The 19,701-nt window shown below is 43.1% G+C and carries 19 protein-coding genes; 10 read left to right on the top strand and 9 right to left on the bottom strand.

The window, feature by feature from the left end; all coding sequences use genetic code 11:
* Nucleotides 1–412: 412 nt before the first annotated feature.
* Nucleotides 413–643 carry a hypothetical protein gene (locus IGQ44_05295; protein ID HIK37388.1) on the top strand — a complete coding sequence of 77 codons (231 nt, stop codon included), beginning with the start codon at nt 413–415 and terminating at the stop codon, nt 641–643.
* A gap of 1,047 nt (nt 644–1,690) precedes the next feature.
* On the opposite strand, the gene IGQ44_05290 is transcribed toward IGQ44_05295, so the two are convergent.
* The gene (locus tag IGQ44_05290; protein ID HIK37387.1) at nt 1,691–1,849 is read right to left on the bottom strand and encodes a hypothetical protein; all 159 of its coding nucleotides are present in this window, start codon (nt 1,847–1,849) and stop codon (nt 1,691–1,693) included.
* A gap of 479 nt (nt 1,850–2,328) precedes the next feature.
* On the opposite strand from IGQ44_05290, the gene def reads away from it, so the two are divergent.
* The 3 genes from def (at nt 2,329) to argB (ending at nt 5,316) form a co-directional block, all read left to right on the top strand.
* The gene (gene def, locus IGQ44_05285) at nt 2,329–2,856 is read left to right on the top strand and encodes a peptide deformylase (GenBank protein HIK37386.1); all 528 of its coding nucleotides are present in this window, start codon (nt 2,329–2,331) and stop codon (nt 2,854–2,856) included.
* 147 nt (nt 2,857–3,003) lie between these two features.
* Entirely contained in the window at nt 3,004–4,143 is a 1,140-nt protein-coding gene (gene lptC, locus IGQ44_05280) for an LPS export ABC transporter periplasmic protein LptC (GenBank protein ID HIK37385.1), read from the top strand.
* A 303-nt stretch (nt 4,144–4,446) separates the two neighbouring features.
* Nucleotides 4,447–5,316, top strand: a complete 870-nt coding sequence (gene argB / locus IGQ44_05275; protein ID HIK37384.1) for an acetylglutamate kinase — start codon at nt 4,447–4,449, stop codon at nt 5,314–5,316.
* A 16-nt stretch (nt 5,317–5,332) separates the two neighbouring features.
* Here argB and IGQ44_05270 read toward each other — a convergent pair whose 3' ends face one another.
* Nucleotides 5,333–5,587: a DUF370 domain-containing protein gene (locus tag IGQ44_05270; GenBank protein HIK37383.1), complete on the bottom strand. Its 255-nt coding sequence runs from the start codon at nt 5,585–5,587 to the stop codon at nt 5,333–5,335.
* Nucleotides 5,588–5,679: 92 nt separating this feature from the next.
* On the opposite strand from IGQ44_05270, the gene IGQ44_05265 reads away from it, so the two are divergent.
* Together IGQ44_05265 and IGQ44_05260 are read left to right on the top strand one after the other, a co-directional pair.
* Entirely contained in the window at nt 5,680–6,552 is an 873-nt protein-coding gene (locus IGQ44_05265) for an energy-coupling factor transporter transmembrane protein EcfT (protein ID HIK37382.1), read from the top strand.
* 131 nt (nt 6,553–6,683) lie between these two features.
* Nucleotides 6,684–7,847, top strand: coding sequence for a GuaB3 family IMP dehydrogenase-related protein (locus IGQ44_05260; protein ID HIK37381.1), 1,164 nt, complete (start codon nt 6,684–6,686; stop codon nt 7,845–7,847).
* A gap of 469 nt (nt 7,848–8,316) precedes the next feature.
* Here the strand turns inward: IGQ44_05260 and IGQ44_05255 are convergent, their stop codons facing one another.
* The 6 genes from IGQ44_05255 to IGQ44_05230 form a co-directional block, all read right to left on the bottom strand.
* Nucleotides 8,317–8,940, bottom strand: a complete 624-nt coding sequence (locus IGQ44_05255) for an aminoacyl-tRNA hydrolase (GenBank protein HIK37380.1) — start codon at nt 8,938–8,940, stop codon at nt 8,317–8,319.
* Nucleotides 8,941–8,963: 23 nt separating this feature from the next.
* Nucleotides 8,964–9,812, bottom strand: coding sequence for a hypothetical protein (locus tag IGQ44_05250; GenBank protein HIK37379.1), 849 nt, complete (start codon nt 9,810–9,812; stop codon nt 8,964–8,966).
* Nucleotides 9,813–10,127: 315 nt separating this feature from the next.
* Nucleotides 10,128–10,796 (bottom strand): translation elongation factor Ts, encoded by a 669-nt coding sequence (tsf, locus tag IGQ44_05245; GenBank protein HIK37378.1) that lies wholly within the window; start codon nt 10,794–10,796, stop codon nt 10,128–10,130.
* Between the two features lie 139 nt (nt 10,797–10,935).
* A complete protein-coding gene (rpsB, locus tag IGQ44_05240) occupies nt 10,936–11,769 on the bottom strand; it encodes a 30S ribosomal protein S2 (GenBank protein ID HIK37377.1) in 834 nt (277 codons plus the stop codon).
* A gap of 143 nt (nt 11,770–11,912) precedes the next feature.
* A complete protein-coding gene (locus IGQ44_05235) occupies nt 11,913–12,506 on the bottom strand; it encodes a pentapeptide repeat-containing protein (GenBank protein HIK37376.1) in 594 nt (197 codons plus the stop codon).
* A 42-nt stretch (nt 12,507–12,548) separates the two neighbouring features.
* A complete protein-coding gene (locus IGQ44_05230; protein ID HIK37375.1) occupies nt 12,549–12,719 on the bottom strand; it encodes a hypothetical protein in 171 nt (56 codons plus the stop codon).
* Between the two features lie 777 nt (nt 12,720–13,496).
* Between IGQ44_05230 and IGQ44_05225 the strand changes: the two genes are divergently transcribed.
* The 4 genes from IGQ44_05225 (at nt 13,497) to IGQ44_05210 (ending at nt 18,731) form a co-directional block, all read left to right on the top strand.
* Entirely contained in the window at nt 13,497–14,666 is a 1,170-nt protein-coding gene (locus IGQ44_05225) for a hypothetical protein (protein HIK37374.1), read from the top strand.
* Between the two features lie 36 nt (nt 14,667–14,702).
* Complete coding sequence (locus tag IGQ44_05220; protein HIK37373.1) at nt 14,703–16,115, top strand: DUF1822 family protein; 1,413 nt, start codon at nt 14,703–14,705, stop codon at nt 16,113–16,115.
* Between the two features lie 43 nt (nt 16,116–16,158).
* Nucleotides 16,159–17,499 (top strand): 3-phosphoshikimate 1-carboxyvinyltransferase, encoded by a 1,341-nt coding sequence (aroA, locus tag IGQ44_05215; protein HIK37372.1) that lies wholly within the window; start codon nt 16,159–16,161, stop codon nt 17,497–17,499.
* Nucleotides 17,500–17,642: 143 nt separating this feature from the next.
* On the top strand, nt 17,643–18,731 hold the full coding sequence (locus tag IGQ44_05210; GenBank protein ID HIK37371.1) for a PIN/TRAM domain-containing protein: 1,089 nt from the start codon (nt 17,643–17,645) through the stop codon (nt 18,729–18,731).
* 67 nt (nt 18,732–18,798) lie between these two features.
* Here IGQ44_05210 and IGQ44_05205 read toward each other — a convergent pair whose 3' ends face one another.
* Entirely contained in the window at nt 18,799–19,437 is a 639-nt protein-coding gene (locus IGQ44_05205) for an LON peptidase substrate-binding domain-containing protein (GenBank protein ID HIK37370.1), read from the bottom strand.
* Nucleotides 19,438–19,701 lie beyond the last annotated feature (264 nt).

Below are 19,701 nucleotides of genomic sequence, written 5' to 3'. Positions count from 1 at the left end.
TCTGGCTAAAACCATCAATCCCTCCCCCCATTGATTCCACTACCAAAGTCTGTGTCTATATAGTAACCAACTCTGATACCCCTAGAGGGGTAACAGGGGGAATTAATGGCAGACGAATGATTATCGTTATACTATTGGGATTAAGGGGGTAACCAACGGGAATGAGACTAATAACTTTCTCTCGTTGAGGATTATCCATTAGTGAAGGTTATACATCATGCATGGGGATAATAATTATTATCCTGCTTTTGGAAAAGAGGAGTAGCCGATAGGGATAATAATAACAATCCCCCGTGTTTGGGAAAGAGGAATAAATTGCATTAAAAGGATAACTCTTGGGGTGATTGCAATAGGCTATTGAGAAAAAAAAATAGTAGTGGGTGTGGTATCCCCGGAAATACAAGAGGAAAATATGAAAAAAACACCAAGAAGCCGAGGTGATACCGGTGAGGAGAAGAATGAAAGAAAAGAAGTTAAGGGAGAAAAGAAAAGGTGGATTGGAGACAAGGGAGAAGGGGAGAGGGTAGCCAATCACAGACAAATAACAGACAAGTCCCAGACAAATGATATCATCATCCGCGGGTTGCTATTTTTAGTTTTATTCTACAATAAAAGACAAAGCCTCCCTGTTCTATACTCTTAGGTTTCCCGAAGAAGTTACTGGTTGGAAAGGTCAGGTGTTTTTATTATTAATAATATACCCATCTAGCTTTATAAACCATAGGGTCTATAACGTTGTGTTATCGAGAGCTAAACCGAATAGTAGTTGTACATTTTTTACCTTTTACTACTGTTTTATATGTAATTTATTGATATTATGAAAGGTTTAATTATATTATTAATGGTTTTAGAATTAGGTGAGCTTATGCCTCTATTTTTTATCCCATCACCCGCGCATAAACCCATTTAAGGTGGCCTTAATTTGAATACCATTTTCCCGTATTTACTGCAACAATAAATTTTAAGCTATCTGCTTGCTTATACTTCTTATTTTTGCCCCTCTATACCCAACAGATATAGCTCATGCTTCTTTAAATTCACTGGTTTTTAAAAGTTTTGCTTCCTATTTTTGTATAGGATATGCTTATCTGATAAGCCATAGCTCAGGCCTCTTTTACAGAATTCTGTGTTGGGCTGTAGCCTAAAGTAACGGGCCTTTTCTCTAAATTTTTATCCCATCAAATGGCGACGTTATTTTGTTTTATAAAATTCACCAATTTCCCAAAATTATATTGACCTGAAAATATTCCGTTATTTTTTATCGACTTAATTACGTAACAATTTGAAGGATATAAATTATTCTAGTTATGTCCTCGTAGGAATTATGCTAATTTTACTTAAATTTTATTCACCATGGGAAAAGAGTGCATAAGTAGAAGAAGTAGAAGATTTGGAGGCAGAGGGAGAGTCAGACTGAATGTTCGGGGTATTAGCCATAGACTGAGAAATACTATTGTTTTGGGCCACAGAAAGGTTGATTGCTATTATTATAACCCTGCTATTTGTATTTTATATTTTATAGATGTTCTCAAGACAGACAAAAGAGCCTATTATTGCCTCTACACCTTCATATTCTTTTGTTTTTTCTAACCACCCGCCCATTGAGCCCTTTATTGTAATTCAAAATAACAAGGGATTCCTAGTATTTCTCCTTTTTCTTGTTCAAATTCATATAGACGAGAGTGAGTAACTAGTCTACAGAGGAAATACTAACCAGTTGAATGCCAATAATCCCCATCAGCGGTAGCAGGAAGCCTACAAGTAACAGACAATCATATCCTGGTATCGAGATGACTAATATGCCACTATGGGAAAAAGAGTAACCAGTAGAAGAAAGATTATCCGGCAATATCCTGAAATTGTCTTATGGGTTATGTAGCAGTGGGGAGGCAACTTAAGGCGTGGAGGAAAATGGCAAGTTTTAATTTCCAGCCATCAGAAATGATTCGCCAAAAGGTGATTAACTGTATGGAAATATAGGAGAAACAGGAGTATACTTTCTGGATGATAAAAAAAGAAAAAAATCCCTTGCCCATTGTCAAAGCCTAAGTAAGAGAGTTACTGACTGCAATTAAAAGATAATGGGAATAGAAGCCACGAATATAGAGGAAAACTATAAAAAAAATACCAATGAGCCAGGAAATTGCAAGGGGATGGAAAAAGAAAGTGAATTGGATACAACAGAAGCAAAGAGGGAGAATGCTAGAGACGGGTTAATAATCATTCTCCTGCAATTGGACAATGGCTAATGTTATAGACTGGATATGGGGGTTGGATTTCCCTCCCCTCAAGTATAGACTATTCAAGGGAATGAGAGGAAACAGTCTGATGGTTTTAGAAATAATACAAATAGGCAATCCCATCCTCAGACAGGTAGCCAAAGAGGTTAGTGATATTGAAAATGAAAGGATTCAAAAGCTAATTGACGATTTAATCAGCCTTACCCTATCAGTCAATGGGGTAGGAATAGCTGCGCCACAGGTGGGGATATCTGAAAGAATAATTATTGTGGCTTCCCATCCCAATCCCCGTTATCCCGACGCGCCTTTGATGTCGCCACTAGCCATGATAAACCCTCGTATTGTCTCCCATTCCCAGGAAATGGTAAGGGGGAATGAGGGTTGTCTCAGCGTGAGAGGCAAAAGGGGAGATGTGTCTCGTCATCGGGAAATAGAAGTAGAGTATTATACTCGTGATGGTAAATTCCACCGTCGACAGTATTCCGATTTTGTTGCCAGGATTATCCAACATGAAATAGACCATCTCAATGGTATCCTTTTTGTAGACCGTCTTGAGCCCGTTGCCACCGATTTTGACAACAGTAATCAAGATATTCCGGTGAGACAATTTTCCTAAACTTCATCCCCCCCTCGGGGTGGGGGTTAGGGAATAGGGATTAGGGGTTAGGGGTAAAATGGGAGATGAGGAGAGGGGTAAAAAAATAATTGGGGATAAGAAACAATAGGGCAAATATGGGGATATAGGATGAAAAAACCACAACCGATGCTAACAAAAGTAGTGGTATCGTCATTGTGCCTATCACTATTAATGGGGGCATGCCAGGGGAAAAAATCCACTGTTTTGGACGAAGAAAACTCAGGAGAAAAACAGCAGATTAAACCTGGTTTAGTGTTGTATAACTCCATCATTGAACAGTCTAATGCCAGGGGGCAACTTTTGTGGCGACTTCGCACCAAAAGGGTGAGCTATACCCAGGAAGATAAAATTGCAAAAGTAGAGGGAATAATAGGCAACTTGTATGAGAATAATCGGATCATTTTACAGCTAAGTGCCGACGGTGGGGAAGTGACGGGAGAGGGGAAGGAAATCTACATGCAGGGGAATATACTGGTAGTTGACACAAGGAATAAAGTGGAATTGAAGGGAGAAAAAGTTGTTTGGAAACCAGAGGAAAATTATCTAAAACTAACAGGCAAAAACAAAATAAAAGCCAGCCATGAAAACATGGTGGTGTTGGCAGAAGAAGCTGAATACGACACCAAAAGGCAAATTCTAAGGCTAAAAGACAACATAAAGGCCACCACCAAACAACCAACCCTACAACTATCCACCTCCCGTCTAGATTGGCAGGTGGCAGAAGATAAAATCATCGGCGACAAACCCCTGACTGTAATCCGTTATCAGGATAGACTAGTCGCCGATATAATTAAAACCGATAGGGGAAAGGTAGACTTGAATCAACACATTGCCACCATCAGCGGCAATGTAGAATATCAATCCCTTAATCCTCTCCTAATTGCCGCCACTTCCAGGCTAGTCTGGTATTATGATAAAAGACAAGTGGAAGCACCAGAAACAGTACTATTGAAACAACCAAAGGAAGAAGTGACTATAACGGCCAACAGGGTGAATTTTGACATGGAAGACAAGAAGGTGTATATGAGAGGGGGGGTGTATGGAAGAAATCATAGTAGAAAATCAGAAATATATGCCGACGAGGCTTTATGGGATTTAGCAGTCTCTCCAGCCCAAATCCAGGCAACAGGAAATGTAAGCTATAAACAATCTGAGCCACCGCTGTTGGTTAGGGGGATAAAAGCCTGGGGGAGTCTAGCCAGTGAAAATATTTTAGTCGAGGGAATTGGGAATGCACAGGTGGTGACCACCATTGAGATAGAGTAACACATGAGGGGAGAATAGTTAAAGTCTGGGTAGAAAATGGGGATTAGAATTTGGGGGGTATACAGAAAGAAAGCGTATAGACACTACCAGACACAAGACCTATAATAAGCCCGTACATGAGGGGGTTTTTCGGGGATATGCCCATTTTGATGAAATAACAACAATAATCATTATACTGCAGTGGGAGAAGAAAAAGAGGAAGATGAGGATTGTTGGGGGTTATTGACAAAGGGCTTGTGCTGTGACAGGATTTGCCTAAAATTAATTCCGTAATGGTGATATGGAACAGCAAATTGTATTGAAATGTCAGAGACTTATCAAGTGGCACCATCTTTAAGAGTCAAAATTCTAAGCGAAGCCTTGCCCTATATCCAGAAATTCTCCGGCCGCACCATTGTGGTAAAATATGGGGGGGCGGCAATGAAAGACACTAAGTTAAAACAGTCGGTGATAAGAGATATAGTCTTCCTCGCCTCCGTAGGCGTGAATCCAGTAGTAGTACACGGTGGAGGGCCGGAAATAAACACCTGGCTTACAAAACTGGGAATCGAGCCACAATTCAAAGACGGTTTACGAGTGACGGATGCCGCCACTATGGATGTAGTAGAGATGGTACTGGTTGGGAGAGTAAACAAGGAATTGGTATCCATGGTAAACCGTGCAGGGGGCAATGCAGTGGGTCTTTGTGGCAAAGATGGTAATCTAGTACAAGCACGTCCAGTAGATAGGGATAATGTCGGCTTTGTGGGGGAGGTTACCAGTGTTAACATCAACCTGGTGGAGGCATTGGTAAAAAGTGGCTACGTACCCATAATATCAAGTGTAGCAGCAGATAATACGGGCCAGGCTCATAATATAAATGCAGACACCTTTGCCGGGGAGATAGCGGCTGCCTTGGGGGCGGAAAAATTGATTTTGTTGACGGATACCCCCGGCATTTTGGAGGATTATAATGATCCCTCCACCCTATTGCACAAATTGACAATACAGGAGGCAAGAGAGCTTATTGACAAAGGGATCGTCACTGGTGGTATGATACCAAAGGTTAACTGTTGTGTACGTTCCCTTGCCCAAGGGGTAAGGGCAGCTCATATCATAGACGGACGCATCCCCCATGCCCTTCTGTTGGAAATCTTTACTGACGAAGGGATTGGTTCTATGATTGTGCCATAGTTTAAATAATTAAAGACTACAACTTTTCACCTTGGGAGACGAAACGATGGGCTACCGTTTCGGGTTGGATGGCCGATAACACCACATGGTTGGAATCGGTTATAATCACAGCCCGAGTACGACGCCCATAGGTGGCATCAATGAGTTGTCCTTTCTCCTTGGCATCACTTACAATTCTTTTGATGGGGGCAGATTCCGGACTAACTATGGCAATGATTCGGTTAGCCGCCACAATGTTGCCAAAACCGATATTAATCAGTTGAATATCCATAAATTTTGCTGACAATTGCCTATTTTCCCATTTACCCTTGATCATATCTAGAGATTTTGAGAATAACAATAACTTTTCCCATTTCCCCCGTCATGGATTTACTTCGTTCACTGCCCATCGGCATTTATGTGGAAAAGCCGGTTTCTTGGTTGCATCGACTAGACCCTCGTGTTAAACTAGGGTGGTTGATGAGTTTAATTTTAAGTCCTCTTTTAGCCAATCCTCCCTGGCGTATTTTTTTAGTTCTTTTTCTGGTTTTGGTAACACTTTGGGCTGGTATTCCCTGGCGGTTGCAGAAGACTCAAATCAGTTGGCTTGTTTTTTTCTTGTCAATAGTGTTTCTGGTTACTGTTTTTGCCGGGGATGGGTTTAATCTCTCCTATCAACCCCGTCTTCCTGACAGTTTCTTGTCACCTCCAACTGCCAGTAATTACAAGTACGTATTATATCAATTGGGGCAATTTACCATAACTCGACGCTCTTTGGATTTGGCCATTAGGATTACTACTCTTATTTTCACCCTACTTTACAGCAGTAATTTATACCTGCTCACCACTGCCCCTGAGAAAATTGCCGCAGGGATTGAGGATTTATTATCTCCATTAAATAGATTTAAATTGCCCATAAATGAGATAATTTTGACACTTATTTTAGCACTTAGGTTCATTCCTTTGGTTTTAGAGGAAGTACAAAATCTAGTAAGGTCTGTACGCACTAGGGCAATAAATTGGCAGAAACTGGGATTCAGGCGAGGTTTACAGGTGTGGTTAATAGTGGCAGAAAGGCTAGTGCAAAATATACTACTAAGGGCAGAACAAATTGCAATTGCCATGGAGGTTAGAGGATTTACAAATCCAGGGGAACACCGAGTGAAATGGCATGAATTAAAGCTAAAAACGAATGACCTGATTGCCCTGTTTTTACTAGGGGCATTTTGGCTAGTAAGGGGAATAGCAGGAGGTTAATAATATTGTCCCCTCTCCCCCCCAGCTGGTGGCAAAACCACTGGGAAAATCCCCCGTCAAAATTGCCAGAACAAGCAAAAATTTGATACCCTAAACTACTAATAACTTATAGCAGAAAAAAGAATAGTAAGGTGGACATTGTAATCGGAAGAGGGAAAAAAGCGCGTAGGGCCTACGGCATAGACGAGATTGCCATAGTACCGGGCACAAGGACATTAGACCCCAGTTTAGCAGACACTCGTGTTAATATTGGGGGAATAGAGAGGGAAATCCCCATCATAGCCAGTGCCATGGATGGGGTAGTGGACGTGCGGATGGCGGTGTTGTTGTCCCAATTAGGGGCATTAGGGGTACTAAACCTGGAAGGCATCCAAACCCGTTATGAAGACCCCAACCCCATTCTAGAACAGATTGCCTCGGTGGGGAAGGACGAATTTGTAACTTTAATGCAAAAATTGTACAGTGAGCCCATCAAACCGGAACTAATCAAACAAAGAATCCAAGAAATAAAACAACAGGGAGGCATTGCCGCTGTCAGCTTTACCCCCGCCGGTGCCAGCAAATACGGGCAAGTGGTAGCGGAGAGTGGTGCCGACTTAGTATTTATCCAGGCAACGGTTGTCTCCACGGCTCATCTATCCCCCTCCTCCAGCACCCCCCTAGATTTAAGCCGGTTTTGCGCAGAAATGCCAATGCCGGTTATCCTGGGCAACTGTGTCACCTATGAAGTAGCGTTAAACTTGATGAAAGCCGGTGCAGCCGCCATTCTAGTGGGAATTGGGCCGGGGGCGGCTTGTACTTCTAGGGGGGTTTTAGGAGTAGGAGTGCCCCAGGCTACTGCCATTGCCGATTGTGCCGCCGCTAGGGATGATTTCTATAGGGAAACAGGCAAGTATGTGAATGTGATAGCCGACGGGGGTATTATCACGGGGGGCGACATCTGTAAGTGCATAGCCTGTGGCGCGGATGCGGTGATGATTGGCTCTCCCATTGCCCGTGCCGTAGAAGCCCCCGGTAGAGGATACCATTGGGGCATGGCTACCCCCAGTCCTGTGCTACCCCGTGGGACAAGGATTAAAGTAGGCACCACTGGCACCCTCAAGGAAATCCTAGTAGGCCCTGCCAAACTGGATGATGGCACCCACAACCTCTTGGGGGCATTGAAGACCAGTATGGGCACTGTGGGGGCCAAAAACATAAAAGAAATGCAAGAGGTGGAGGTGGTCATTGCCCCATCCCTCCTCACCGAGGGCAAGGTGTATCAGAAAGCCCAACAGCTAGGCATGGGCAAGTAACTAGGGGTTAAATCCTCCTCTCGCCACCGGTAGTGCGGCCATGCTTATGTCGTACTTCCGGTGTTTTTTTTTCTTACATTTCTTAACCCTCAGACTCGCCTCAAACTCCCCTTCCTCCTAGTATTCTTCTTGAAATGTTCCGAAAACAAACATTTGCACACGAGAAGGCCCAACCTACTCTATCCTATTGGGACCAACCCCTTTTTGGGATGCCCCCCGGGGGGATTTTGGGGTAAAATTGTAATAATTTTTCACACTCGGCAACAATCTGTAAAACAACCTGGGAAGTAGGGAGGTGGAAAAAGGGGTTTTGTCTTAAGTTTTTGGCAGGGCAAAATCTTTCTTGGTAGCCCAATACAGTCAGTTTTTAATAATAGGTATTTGATAAAATTCAAGGGAGGAAAATAGGTGCTTGCCGGGTTATTTTGACGATTGAGTGGGCTATTTAAAGGGAATCTAGGTAGCAAATTTACGCTGCAGTATTAGGTATTAGACTTATGGATTTTTGGTTGTAGATGCTCATGCCTTTTTCCACTCCCTCCCTAATACAACAGTCAATGGCCTGATAACACAAGTCTAACAAACTAGGAATAGCCTCTCTTTCCTGGGGAGAAAACTTACCTAAAACATGACTTACGGTGGCGTCTTTATGGACAGATTTGCCGATGCCTACACGAAAACGGGGGAAATCCTGAGTACCGAGGTGACTGATGATGGACTTTATGCCATTGTGGCCACCAGAAGAGCCAGACAAACGCAGGCGAATTTTGCCAAAGGGCAAATCCATGTCGTCATAGACCACCAAAATGGAGTTAGTCGACAATTTATACCAGTCTAAAATTGCCCGCACAGAAATGCCGGAGTTATTCATATAAGTCAGGGGTTTAAGGAGAAAAATCCTCTTTTGAGAGTGGACAAAACCCTCGGTAAACAAGCCCTGAAACTTGGTGCTCTTTTGCCATACTAATCCCCACTTATCGGCCAAAAAATCTACTATTTCAAAGCCGATATTATGGCGAGTGTGTTCATATTGTGCCCCGGGATTTCCCAGGCCAACAATCACTTCTGGAATAATTAATTTTTTTTCCTTCATGCCCACCTTAAATGCTAACAAGTTTAGTCATCGCACCAACTGGCACGCCAAGCAGACTCCGCCTCGGCAACGGCCAGTTTTTGACTTAGTTGTTGGTATTCCGTTTCCAGGGCGGAAAGTCTCTTGAAAATTTCTATACCCCGCTGACGGAGAGAATTTAAATTATTGTCATAAAATTCTATCTCATTTAGTCTAAGGGAAACGGCCACCACTGGAGCCACATTTGCTTCTTGAGACTTTTCATCTTTTTCAATTAAAACACTAAGGATATTGGGTACACCAGTCACAAAAGAAGAATTTTCCCCCGCCTTCAAAGCCATTTCTAGTATTCTATTGGGGATATTCTGAGGAAGAATTCTTGCGACTTGAAGGAGAAGATTGGCTAATTGAGAAACATCTAATAAGCTGGCTTCAACGGCATTTTCCACCACCATCATGAATCTTAACAGGGTTGCTGGTGCAAGTTGAGTCGAAGCAGTAGAATTGTCTATTTTCCCTTCAATCTGAGAGTCTTCTTTCCCTTGCTCTCCCAAGGATGCTAAGATTCCTCTTGTTAAATCCACCAATATCGGCTGAGATTTAATTTCCTCTATACTGTTTAGCTTCTGGCACAGATTTTTGGCAAATATAACCCCCAATTCTTTTATTTTTTGCTGGAGATTGTATCTGTCTTGATAACTCAAATCTAGAAAAGCCTGGGGATATTTTTGGGTACAAATATGATAAAATGCCTGGACTATTTGCCGTTTTACCGCCGACTGTAGTTGGGGAAAATATTCCCTGTAAAAATCTTTCAGTTGTTGGGCTATATCTCCCACCTGCTGGTGAATGATAGCTATATTATCTCTTAATCGCTTGATAGCCGCCGCCATAATTACCTATAAGGAGGAATATGGATCACAAATCCGCCCTGACAGTCCATTTTAGTTGGAGGAGTAAACAAAAAAAACAATAGAAGGCACTGGCTACTATAATAGCAACAGGATGAGTATCATATAATAGCAACAAGGAAGTATTAGTTTCCTCTATGGAGACAAAAGAAGATAGAAGGTGTAGAAACCCATTTGTAAAAAGGAAGGATTTTCTACCACCTTCTGGTAACCATAACGGTTTGCCCGTCTAGAAATGTGGTGATTTGTTTTCCTCTAGGGAAGGAAAATAAAAATATGGTCTTATGGCAAAGGGCCTTAAGAATTAGTAGTGGCACCAGTCTGGGCGGCAACTTCTTGGGCAAAATTAGTTTCTTTTTTCTCAATCCCCTCCCCTAAAACAAAACGGGCAAAACGACGAACTTGAATATTCTCGCCGATTTTGGCAATGTATTGTTTAATCAACTGTTCCACTGTGATAGACTGATCCCTAATGTAGGGTTGGGAGAGAAGACACATCTCAGAAAGGCGTTTTTGTACCCTCCCCTCTACAATTTTCTCACGGATGTTTTCTGGTTTGTTGGCTAAGTCTTCCCTACCCATTTCTATTTCTCTTTCCTTGGCGACTACCTCTTCGGGAATGTCGCTGATTTTAACATACTCCACGTTGGGGCAAGCGGCAATCTGCATGGCAATATCCTTGGCTAGAGCATGGAAATCCTCTCTGCGGGCGACAAAATCAGTCTCACAGTTGACTTCTACTAAGACACCAATTCTGCCACCGGTGTGGATGTAACTTTCAATAATCCCCTCAGCGGCGACTCTCCCTGCTTTCTTCTCGGCAGAGGCAATTCCCTTTTGACGTAGCCACTCTATAGCCTTTTCCATGTCTCCCCCACTTTCCTGAAGGGCTTTTTTACAGTCCATCATCCCCGCATTGGTTTTTTCTCTTAGTTCCTTTACCAGTTTCGCTGATATTTCCACCATAATACTCTCACCGATAAATAGGGTCACTGAATAATAATGACATGATTTGACCAGATTGAAAATCACCCACAGGAAACGACAAGGGGGAAGTATAGATATACCTCTCCCCTTTTATCAGTTTTTATCAGTGTGCGTCTATTTATTCGCCGCCATAGGATTCTACTAATTCCTCTTCATCCATATCCAATTCTTCTTCCATTTCCTCTTCCTCTTCCTCCATCTCGTATTCCCCTTCCCCAGCGGCGGATACGGAGGCAAGGAATTCATCCAGTCTGCCTTCAGCGGCGGCTTTGTTATAACGTCCTTCGTAGATGGCATCAGCCAATTTACCTATTATCAGTTTAATAGACCTGATGGCATCATCATTGGCTGGAATGGGGTAGTCTATGCCATCCGGGTCACAATTTGTGTCCAACATGGACACTATTGTCAACCCTAGCTTCTGACATTCTTTCACTGCATTGTACTCTCTTTTTGTGTCAACTATAATTACAATATCCGGCACCCGTCGCATGTCTTTTATGCCGCCGAAGTACTTACGTAGTTTTTCCAGCTTTCGTCGCAAGACGGATGCTTCCTTTTTTGGACGTCTGTCAAGTGCGCCACTTTCCTCTAGGATTTCCAACTCTTTGAGGTAACTGATACGGGATTTGATTGTCTCCCAGTTGGTTAGCATTCCCCCCAGCCACCGTTGGTTGATATAATGGGAGCCACATCTTTTCGCTTCTTGCGCCACAATCCCGGCAGCCTGTCTTTTTGTGCCAACAAATAGGACTTTTTTACCCCCCTCTGCCGCTTTTTTCAAAAAGCCATAGGCTTCTTCCAAAAGTTGTGCTGTTTGTACCAGGTCGATGATATGAACCCCATTTCTGGCAGTATAGATGTAAGGGGCCATTTTGGGATTCCAACGGCGGGTTTGATGTCCAAAGTGGACTCCACAATCTAATAATTCTTTTAGGGTGACTACGGCCATTATAATCCTCTCCTGTTTTCGGGTTAATCCTCCATCTGGGCAATGTGATTTCCCTTCTTGGAAACACCCGATAGCCCAGATGTGCGAATTCTGACAGCCCTACCATTATAACAGAAGAGGGATTTTTTCGCCATGATTTACTACTAGGCGGAAGCCAGACTGACTTGTAAATCCTCGAAAATCACATCGGTAAGTGTGGCCGCAATAAAGTTGGCATTTTTCAGCTTGGCAAGACTAAAATCAGCCTGAATTAGAATTGCCTCCCTAAAGTCAGCCTCTTCCAGGTTAGCCTCTAGAAAACAGGCTTTTTTGAACACCCCTTTTCTCAGACAGGCATAGGTTAGCCTAGCAGTGATGAAAAAGCAATCAGAGGCACTGGCTTGCTGAAGATTTGCACCCATTAGTTTTGCCCTGCTAAAATCACTACCAACAAGATGGGCGCCAAAGAAGTTAGCGTCTTGGGCATTAGTAACACTAAAATCAGTATCCCCCGCGTAAACTCTTGACAGATTGGCCCTAAATAGGATAGTCTTGGAGAGGTTGGCATTGCTGAGACTGGCTTGGGACAGATTGGCGCCTGTCAAATCCGCCTCTTTTAGGTTGAAGCCACTCAGATTCAGGCCCCTTAGGTCTGCCCCTCTCAAATCTGGTAAAATGTGGGGGTTATCGTTGCGCCAATCATTCCACTGTTTGGCTGAAAGGGTTTTTATATACTCCAGGTGTTGTTGGTTAGCCATAGTCTAATCATCCTAATTTTCTCTTGTTTTCGTCTCTGCTACCTACCATTGCACCAAAAGACTGTGGAGAAGCCATGAAGGTTTTGTGGAATTCCTGTGGATTTTCCTTTCGCCTGTAGTCTTGCCACGGCAGTCAGAGGGGAAGACTTTTCCAGCATATTTTTTGTCTTCTTTTCGGATAAACCAATGGGAGGTGGTATTAGTGTCAACCACTTATTCTGCCATTGGTAGCCTAATGGGGAATGCAGTCAAACTGAAGGGGCAACTTTATATCCCATGTGGGTTGAAGGGAAGTTTTTTTGTTGGGCTTCGACTTTGTTTTAATAGTTTTTTAAAGTTTTTACTGCCCCCACGACAAGGCATTTCTATTCAGAGTTTGCCAGTGGACCAGTTATCAGGAAAAACAACTACCATTGCGACAAAAAATTAAAGCCATTACTCTAGATAATCTTTATTCCCCCACTGACGACAACTCTACTCACCTTTCTTACGATCTTCTTAAAAAAGACAACCATTTTGTCTGACTACTATTTATGATTGCTGTGTCTGGTAGAAGTTAGCATATGTTGTTCAATCATACAGGTTTAACTTAGGTCAAAATGGTGTTTAGTTATAATATCTAGTAGTTAACTTTTAGCCTTTTCTTGTCTTTTTGCGTCTTCTCTATCTTGTTTACCTTTTTTCCAGAAGATGTTTATATTCAGGACCATTATAACCGACAAGTTTTCAACTTTTCTGTGTCTAGAAGACTCCGGGAAAGCCTCTTGGAAGACTGACATCATACTAAGAAAACATATTCAAAACTTTCTGGAAAAATCGAGAATATCCAAACAATCAGACATTACACCCCAAGAGGAAAACAAAATAGCCTATTTTTTTTTAGATAAAGTAAGAGGGGGTGAAACAAAAAACATAAACATCTTTAAAAATCATCTGTCTTCTTACCTACAGGAAGCATGTTATTGGGCTAGCAGGGAGGTTTACAATAGAATGGATAGAAGGATTGTCGGCAGTGTATCCATCGCCGACTGTTTTGCCTGGGGAAATGAGGAGGTATCACAGCCAGAAAGACTCCTAAAAACTTACAGGATAGATGGAGGCAGTCGGATAACCACCTACGCTAAGAGGAGACTTACTACTATTGTCGGAGAGAAAGTTAATAGCTATTTGAAGAGGAAAAATGCTGCCTCCGACTGGGGTTTATTGAAAGGTATCAGCAGGAAAAAACTAGAAGAAATCTTGAGGAAAGAAGGGGGTTTTGGCGAGGAGGAAATCAAAAAACATCTCCTGGCGTGGCAATGTTTTAAGGACAATTATAGCGGTATTCGCCGCCATGGAATTTTACAACCTCCCGACTATTGCCAGTGGCAACTTATCACCCAACAATACAATCTGGCTATCAATCAAATTTGCCAACAACCCTTATTTTTGACTTCCCCACAAATAAGAGAGAAATTGGAAACCTGTGTTAAACTCATAAGAAGATCAGAGAATCCCCCTAATGTTAGTTATGAAGGTATTTCCTACTCCTTAGGGGAAGAGGAGGGGCGGGGTGAATTGTCGGATTTTTCGGGGGATTTAGCTAATTTAGAAAACCCAAAATCTAAGCATTTGGAAGAAATATTGAAAAAAAACTTTGAAGCCCTAGACAAAACATCTCAAGCAATATTTTACCTAGGATTGGGATTAAATTTAACCCAAACACAGATCGTTGAAGTTATTGGCAAAATTCAACCTGAAATCAGACAACAGTATCAGCTTTCCAGAAGAATTAAAAAAATCAAAATGCATCTGATTGAATCCGCGAGAATTGGCATAACTGCCTACGAAAATAACCCTCAATGCGGGGAGATAAAAGATATTATTCCCACCTTAGAAGAGTGGCTGCAAGAATATGTTGCCCATCGAATTATAGATGTGGCAACCGAGACTTATGAAAGCTTACCGGAGGGGGAAAAAGAGGCGATAAGGAATCAATACTTCTCTTTCGTGGCAAAAGGGGGGAAAAAACTGGACTTTGATTCTCCTGCTTTCCTTCAGGCTTTCCGACAGAAATTAGAGTCTTTATTACTCATAAGTTTAACTATTGAGGGAATCGATAATCACCTGCTTTTGCCTCTAGAAAAATTTTGTAACTATTATTTGAATCGACGGGTTTAGTTAACGGTAATATAATACCACAAGGAGGTAGAAAAAATGAATGCTTTTGAATTAAAATTTGCCCCCGATAGTACCATAGACGAGGCAAAAATAATAATAGGCGGTGACTTTAAAAAGGAAGCAAGAAAACTGGTGGCTAGTTTAAGCAATGATACCAGTCGTCAGCGAGGATTTTTAAATCTGATTACCAAGACTATATTCCTAGAGTGGTTGAGGGCAGTGTCAGATTTGAATTGCCAGAAATATTCCCCAAAAGAGTTGGATTTGGATTTGACTATTTGGGAGTTTGTAAATGGCAGTAGTGTCTCTTTTGGCAATCAAAAGATTGTGTTGATTCCTGGAGAAAACGAAGACAAAACCAGTGTAACTATCCCTCAAGAATGGTTGATGATTCCCCAGTGGGTTGGGAGTTATTATGTGGCAGCTGATGTCAATCTAGAAGAGGATTATATTGAATTTTGGGGATATACTACTTATGAAGAAATACAGTCCCATGGAGAAGTAGACAGAATTAACCACTATGTACATTTGGATTTTGGCCACTGGAAAACCGACATCAATTTAATGGTTTTAGAGGCTGAATACGGACTAGAAAATATCCCTAATGTGTCTTTTGTGGCCCCCTTATCCTTGGCAGAAAAAGAAAGATTATTATCCCAGGCCGAAAAAAGCCTGTTCCCTCGTCTAAGTCTGAATTTTTTCGAGTGGCTAACTCTGGTTGCTGACGAGAATTTCCGCAGGAGACTGTTGGCTTCTCGTAAAACAGTCAATTTAAGAGATTGGCTAGAAAAACATTGGGATTTAACCTTAGCTAGGGGGTGGCAAAATCTGGAAGAATTTATAAGGAAATACCTCCAACCATGCCCCAGGATGGCCATCAGCTTTCGCTATTTTAACCCGGAAGAAGCCGTGGGGAATCTGTTAAAAGAGGACCTGAACAATATTGGCTATGACCTGCTAAGCAATCTTTACAACTACTTACTGAATAACCCCCTGGACTATGAAAAGCCCGGGGAGGAAAACAGAAAAACCCAACTGGTATCAAAACTAGCGGAATTGGTAGACAAAACAGACAACGAAGACAAATGCTGGCAGGCGGCCTTGTGTTTAAATCTTTTAGATAGCAGTCATCCCCTTTCTCCCCTTGGTCTTGGCAAGATAATACCTTTTGAAAGCCTAGATTTTTCCTGTGCAATATTGGTATACATTATGGCGAAAAACCAGGACAAGGTGAACACCTTTATCAGAATTTTACCAATGGAAACCGACTCTCTGCCTCCAGGTTTCGCTATGGAAATTATAGAGGAAAATGGGTCGATATTTAGAAGAGTTGAAGCGGGACTATATGACAGAATTATTCAATATAAGTTCTGGGGTAACCCAGGGGAATATTTTGGAGTGAGGTTGCAGATTGGGGAAGAGATAAAAGAAGAAAAATTCGTGATTTAGGGATAAAATCGTGGTACAATAGGAGGAGTATATTGTAGGGGTAATTATCGTGATAAAGGAAATAAAAGATTCTGCTAATTGTACCAGTTTGATTATTAGTAAAAATGCCGAGGGACTAGAAGGAGAAATCAAAATTCCGGGAGACAAGTCCATCTCCCATCGTGCCTTGATGCTGGGTAGTATAGCAGAGGGGGAGACTATTATAAAGGGATTACTACTGGGGGAAGACCCGCGTAGTACAGCAAGGTGCTTCGCAGCAATGGGAGTGGAAATCTCCGAGTTGAATAGCAGTCAGGTGACAGTCACAGGGGTAGGTAAAAGGGGATTACAAGAGCCGGCAAATGTATTGGATGCGGGCAATTCCGGCACAACCATGCGACTGATGTTGGGAATATTAGCTGCCCAGCAAGACAAGTTTTTCTGTGTCACGGGGGATGAATCTTTAAGAAGTCGCCCTATGTCAAGAGTAATAAAACCATTGAGAGAAATGGGCGCCATTATATACGGGAGAAACGGCAATGAAAATGCCCCCTTGGCAGTGGTGGGACAAAAACTCAAACCCATCCACTACCACTCCCCCATTGCCTCGGCCCAGGTAAAATCCTGTATTCTGTTAGCCGGTTTGATGACAGAGGGCAAAACCACCGTTACTGAGCCCTTTTTGTCAAGGGACCATACTGAGAGGATGTTACAAGCCTTCGGGGCAAAACTAGAAATCGACGCCGATACCCACAGTGTCACTGTCGAGGGACCATCTCAACTACAAGGAACTACAGTAATAGTACCAGGAGACATAAGTTCGGCAGGATTCTGGTTGGTGGCAGGGGCAATAGTACCCTCTTCGGATATAACCATTAGCAATGTAGGGGTAAATCCCAGCCGCACTGGTATTTTAGAAGCCCTGGAGAGGATGGGGGCGGATATAACTATTATGAATGAAAGGGAAATGGCGGGGGAGCCAGTAGCAGATTTAAGAGTAAGACATAGTAGTCTGCAGGGTTGCACTTTGTCTGGGGAAATTATCCCTCGTCTGATAGACGAGATTCCCATCCTGGCAGTGGCAGCTTGTTTTGCCAAGGGCACTACTATTATCAGAGACGCCGCCGAGTTGCGGGTGAAAGAGAGTGATAGACTAGCAGTAATGGCATCCCAGTTGAGCAAAATGGGTGCAAAAGTCACCGAGTTGCCGGATGGTTTGGAGATTCATGGGGTGGAGACCCTGCAAGGAGCCCAGGTGGATAGTTATAATGACCATAGGATTGCCATGAGTTTGGCCATTGCCGCCTTAAAAGCAAGGGGGGAAACCGTCATTCGTCGGGCTGAGGCTGTTTCCATCTCCTATCCTGACTTTGTTCAGACACTGACCGACATTGCCCGATTCTAAGCCCCATTCTAACCATCTTACAGGGAACGGATGGCTGATGGGGGAGAAGGGGTAAAATGGATTCTAGAACTATTTGTTAACTGAGTCATTCTAAGCCAGGAAATATAATTGAGTGTAACAGTCCTGATGAGGATTTAGGCTTTATGGTAGACGCGATAATCATTGCCATATTCATTCTCGCCTTTGCGGGAATAGGGTTTGACGTGGTAGAATTGTTGCCGGAGGATATCCAGGCACAAATATCTAACATTCAGGCTTTTAGATGGCTAACCGCCGGCTTTGCTTCTATTATCGGCTTAGCCATTGGCTTGGTGGCACAAACCACTTATCGTCGTTTAGAACAGAGAATTAGACAAACCCCCATTGAGGTGATTATAACAAGGGCCATTGGCCTAGTGGCGGGTTTGTTGTTGGCCAACCTGCTATTGGCACCCATTTTCTTATTGCCGGTGCCGGAAAGGTTTAGTTTCCTCAAGCCCATGATTGCCATACTGGGCAGTGTAATGCTAACCTTTTTGGGAGTCTCCCTAGCAGATGCTCATGGGCGCACTTTTCTTCGTCTTATTAACCCCAATAGCGTTGAATGGATGCTAGTGGCGGAGGGCACCCTAACCCCCGTTAGGCCTAAAATCATTGATACCAGTTGTATAATAGACGGGAGGGTTCAACAGCTGCTAGCCACTGGCTTCATCGAGGGCCAGATTTTGGTGCCTCAATTTATCCTTCAGGAGTTGCAACAACTGGCTGATGCTAGTAATGATCAAAAAAGGGCAAGGGGGAGACGGGGTTTAGACATCCTTAACCGGATGCAACAAGAGTATCCTGACAAGATTGTTATCCATCCTGAGGAGTATGAAGACACCCACACCACGGATGCCAAACTATTACGCCTTGCCCATGAAATTAATGCCATGCTGATCACTAATGACTTTAACTTGAGTAAGGTAGCCAGTCTACAAAAAATCCCTGTGTTGAACATAAACGACTTGGCTCAAGCAGTGCGTCCTATTTACCTGCCTGGGGATTATATTGACATTAAAATTCTTAAACATGGGAAAGAGCCAAGTCAGGGAGTAGGTTACCTAGAAGATGGTACCATGGTGGTAGTTGAAGAGGGGAATAACCACGTGGGTGAACAACTGCGGGTGGTAGTTACCTCTTCTTTACAGACTGCCGCGGGTAGGATGATTTTTGCCAAGACTCTGGCTTCTACCGTTTCCCAAAATAACTAAGGCAACATAGACGTCCCCTGCCAGGGCAGAGAGACGGGGGGGATAACCATTTCCCACACGGCTAGACTTACTGGAGTGCATCCTTTAATGCCACACGGGCGGCCAGGTTACTTCTTGTGGTGCTCAGTATCTCCGCTTCTCTTTGTAGTCTTTGATAAGTATCTTGCATTTCAAGGAGAGACTGTTGTTCAATGGCCACCCCATAGAGATTGCTAGCCACCCAGTAGGACAATTCTAGGGGTTGTGTGGGTAGGTTTTCCGGTAGTCGGATATCTTGACCGGTGAGTTTAGCAGACAATCTTACCACATCCTTGAGAAGAGTCAACACCTCCTGAGCCTTGCCGTAGACGTCTTCTTGGGTAGGCCAGTCGTCAATCCATTCCACCAAGCCCACGCGAAAGGGTTTTTGTCGGACGTATTCTAGAAGACGAAATCGTTGTTGTCCAAGGGTTAGAATCTTCCAGCGATCGTCTGGTAACCTTTCGTAGTGAATTATCTCAGCACAGCAACCTACTTTAGCGATTTCCCCATTAAAAGGGTTGACCATTAACACCCCAAAGCGTCGATCATATTCGAGGATGGTATTAACCATCATTCGATAGCGGTACTCGAATATGTGGAGGGGCAGAGGGCGCCCCGGGAAAAGTACCACTTCCGGCAGGGGAAATAGGGGTAATTCTCTGACTGCGATGGAGGAAGATGTCATGATTCTTTTCTAAAAAACGCTCTTTTCTTATAATTTATCCCAGGTAAAGGTTCTCTGACACGTGGAAATTGTTTAATTACCACCTTGCCGTGGTAGACTCCGGTTTTGGCCTTCTTTCCCACCACCACTCGAATCGGCACAACCAATTGAACAATAACCCCCCAGACTCTAAAAGAATTCTACCACAGACTCCTTACCAGTATTGCCCGGAAAATCCGTCGCCCCCTTAATCTGGACACTATAGGCCAACAAACAGTAGATAGC

The sequence above is a fragment of the Geminocystis sp. M7585_C2015_104 genome, from assembly GCA_015295805.1.
GTDB lineage: Bacteria > Cyanobacteriota > Cyanobacteriia > Cyanobacteriales > Cyanobacteriaceae > DVEF01.
The sequence above is the reverse complement of the archived record's forward strand: the minus strand, read 5'-3'. Positions and strand labels throughout refer to the sequence as shown.